The organism is Bifidobacterium sp. 7101 (assembly GCF_000499285.1).
Taxonomy (GTDB): Bacteria; Actinomycetota; Actinomycetes; order Actinomycetales; family Bifidobacteriaceae; genus Bombiscardovia; species Bombiscardovia apis_A.
This window is the reverse complement of the sequence record NZ_AWUN01000016.1, coordinates 1-303: the sequence shown is the minus strand read 5'-3', so window position 1 is coordinate 303 and position 303 is coordinate 1. Positions and strand designations below refer to the sequence as shown.

The 303-nt window shown below is 60.1% G+C and carries 1 protein-coding gene; it reads right to left on the bottom strand.

Annotated features, from left to right (window positions below):
• Positions 1–170, bottom strand: a 170-nt coding sequence (locus tag P272_RS09385; protein ID WP_441293865.1) for an IS1/IS1595 family N-terminal zinc-binding domain-containing protein, incomplete at its 3' end; no start/stop codon positions are given.
• Positions 171–303 lie beyond the last annotated feature (133 nt).

Sequence of the window (303 nt, the reverse complement as noted above, 5' to 3'; positions counted from 1 at the left end):
GGGAACTCCCTCAACTGCGCGGCGCGGGCCCGGTCCTGCCTGCGCGCGGTGGACGTGATCGAGCAGGACGGACACATCCAGCGCTGCGTGCCTGATCTGTTGCGCCCATGCCTGCGCATCCGCCCATGGCATATGGGGCAATGCCTGGCCCTCTTCGATCTGGTTCTCATTCCCCAATCGAACAGGAACGGGCACCCCTGCAAGACCCCTATTAACAACCCGACCTATTAACAACCACCCAACACGCTTACAGCCACAAGGCCAAACCCCCAACATAAACAACGCGTTTAGTTCCTATAGCCC